General features: G+C 43.1%; 2 protein-coding genes and 2 pseudogenes. 1 reads left to right on the top strand and 3 read right to left on the bottom strand.

Translation table 11 applies throughout. From position 1 onward, the window contains the following. On the top strand, positions 1–110 hold a 110-nt coding region (locus E5S67_RS31655), incomplete at its 5' end, for a transposase (protein ID WP_172193407.1). Between the two features lie 500 nt (positions 111–610). On the opposite strand, the pseudogene E5S67_RS33825 reads toward E5S67_RS31655, so the two are convergent. From E5S67_RS33825 to E5S67_RS34975, 3 genes and pseudogenes are all read right to left on the bottom strand, one after another. Beyond that, a pseudogene (locus tag E5S67_RS33825) lies at positions 611–1,343 on the bottom strand (transposase); the annotation flags it as partial. 164 nt (positions 1,344–1,507) lie between these two features. Beyond that, positions 1,508–1,711, bottom strand: a pseudogene (locus E5S67_RS31645) (IS5/IS1182 family transposase); the annotation flags it as partial. Positions 1,712–2,169: 458 nt separating this feature from the next. Then, on the bottom strand, positions 2,170–2,487 hold the full coding sequence (locus tag E5S67_RS34975; protein ID WP_422614735.1) for an IS66 family transposase: 318 nt from the start codon (positions 2,485–2,487) through the stop codon (positions 2,170–2,172). Positions 2,488–2,585: the final 98 nt, after the last annotated feature.

Raw genomic sequence — 2,585 nt, 5'->3', positions numbered from 1 at the left:
TTAATAATCGGTTAAAGCTAATTAAACGATTAGGATATGGCTTCAGAAACTTTGAAAACTTTACATTACGCTGCTTAATCTGCTGGCATTTAAATGTTAGCTCTGCATAGTCTGAACGATATCTTTGATTTTTTCCCAATACTCCACTCTTAATTTTTGGACTCTTTCTGTCGCGGCTTGGCTGCTGTACCATGTTTTTTTTTTCGATTGAGTCCTAATTTATGCCGCGCAGCGACACATTGCCGTCCTACTCACCCAATTTCCCGTTTTTTGTGTAAATAATTCACACAACTCCACTAAAGTTGCATCTGGATGCTCTACCACCAGCACTCTGATTTCTTTTTCCGCATTTGTCAGATAACTGAATTGGGGTTTTTCCCTCTGTTTGGGCTGTAAGTTACCCGTAGTTTGTTGTTGTTTTACCAGTTTTTGGACTCAACTTTTACGCTCCAGCAAACATGGTGGCTACTTTCCTAATTGGCATCTTTTGTGTCAAATGCGCTGCAACTATTTTTTCGCGCTCGGTCGAGTGAATATGATTTCATTAGGCTTGACTACGAAATGATATTTCATTACTATCTATTGTACCGCATAACAGCGGGAACCGCTGTAAGTTTCTTTTGATATACTGAAGTTGTTTTTTAACTGCTTTTCGTTTTTGGCTTCTCGATGGTCGTCTGGCACGTGCTACTTTTAAATATTCTTTTTTGGCTATCTTCCGGTAGATTCTCGGTTTGGTTATCACTCTCTCTTTTACTGTTTTATAGAGAGTATCTATGATTTTTTCCGTCTGTTGTCGGGCTTCGTTTAACAGCCCTAAGTCTGTCGGATGGCTAATGTCTGCTGGCGCACAGGTGGCGTCAAGAATTAATTGGCCTCGATTAGTTGGCTGATTTTTTTCTACATCATCTTTTTTTTTCGGAGGAAGATGCGTTGGCTGACCCGATTATTCTGACAATTTCCAGGTTGATTTTATTGACCATATTAGCCTTAATTCTGGTTCTAAAATGAACTAATAGAGAAGCATCAAATGGCACTTTTTTGCTATAGGATGACTCACCAATAAAGTATTGTATGTAAGGGTTTTTCCTTATTTGTTCGACCGTTTCTCTATCGCTGATTCCGAGTTTTTCTTTAATGATTAATGCACCCAGTGCCATGCGAAATGATTTGGCTGGCGCACTCATTTCTGCGGCGAAATTTTGGGCATACTCCGCTTCAAATTCTGACCAAGGCATTAGTTGGGCCATCATTACCCAACGGTTGTCTTCTGCCAAGAGTCCGCCAAACGGGAGTTCAAAGTCTGAGGCGGTGCTGGTTACTGGTTCTGCTTTTCGGTACATGGTCGCCGATGGTGATGCAAGGGTTTGGCGCTATTTTAGCCCAAATCCTTGCACTTTTTTGGGCAATTCCTGGGTAGACTGGGTGAGTTAATTGACTCCCTGACTAGATTTTCCGGCTCTGCGATCTCTAGAGCCAGCGATCGTGGACTTATTCAGCAAGCCCTAATTAATGCCCCCAAAGCTAGGCGAAAAGATTTAGCAGGTGGGCCAGCTTCTGTTTCAAAATTTTGAGCATACTCTTGTTCAAATTCGACCCAAGGGATTAGTTGAGCGAGCATTACCCAACGGTTATCTTCTGCTAACTTTCCGCCGAATGGGAGTTCAAAGTCTTCGGTTGAGCTTGGAGCTTGTTCAACTTTTCGGTACACGATCGCTGATGGAAATGCCCGGGTTTTGGGCTATCCTACCAGCTTTTCTGGCATTTGGCTATCCCCACTGCGCTTGCCCGCCCATACAGCAAAAGCTTTTTAGAGCCATTCAGCAAGCCCTAATTCGACCGTAAAAAATCAGTTGGGTAAGGGTAATTGCTCAACTAGGGGAAAAAAGGGAGCCATGAATAGAAAGGGCTTGTTGAATAGCTTGATAAGCAGTTAAGCCTTACCTTTTACCAGTATTCACAACTGAACGAACCGCCGCAAATAAATCTCGCCCCCATTCTGAACGAAAGCAATTGGTCACACGGCGAAATATCACGCTCATCCGAATCGCTTATTCGCTAGAATTATTTGTAGGCGGAATTGTCACATCTTCCAAAAATAAGAACAAATTATCCATCAGCTCGCCTAGGGCGTTTTCGTAACCGGACACCATCCGGCTGATGTGGTGCTCAACTCAAAATTCTGGTTAATCTTTCCCGTAAATTGCTGCGATATCGCTCCAGCTTAGTCTCGTCCATCCTGTCGCGTCGTCGATGGATGACAAAAGCCCTTAATAATAACCTCTTCATCGCTGGGGCAAAAATCCTGTCTCCTGCATCAATGGCATATTGGCAATCCCGCAGTTGATGGGCTAAACACACTTGCCTTTGTGCTGCTGGGTGATTTTTTTGAGCGCTAAATAGGTCTGATACCCACAGTTGCGGACGATGTTCCCCGAGAACTTCACTAATTACTCGAGATCCCCGACTTGGACGGATGACATGCAAACAAATATCGGCGTTGCTGAATCAAGGTATGAATGCCCCAGGAATGGGAATATCGTGAAATTTCAAGTAATGTATTAATAACTTAATAGAATGCTTGA

It is taken from the genome of Microcoleus asticus IPMA8 (genome assembly GCF_013179805.1).
Classification (GTDB): domain Bacteria; phylum Cyanobacteriota; class Cyanobacteriia; order Cyanobacteriales; family Microcoleaceae; genus Microcoleus; species Microcoleus asticus.
This window is presented reverse-complemented; position numbering and strand designations above follow the sequence as displayed.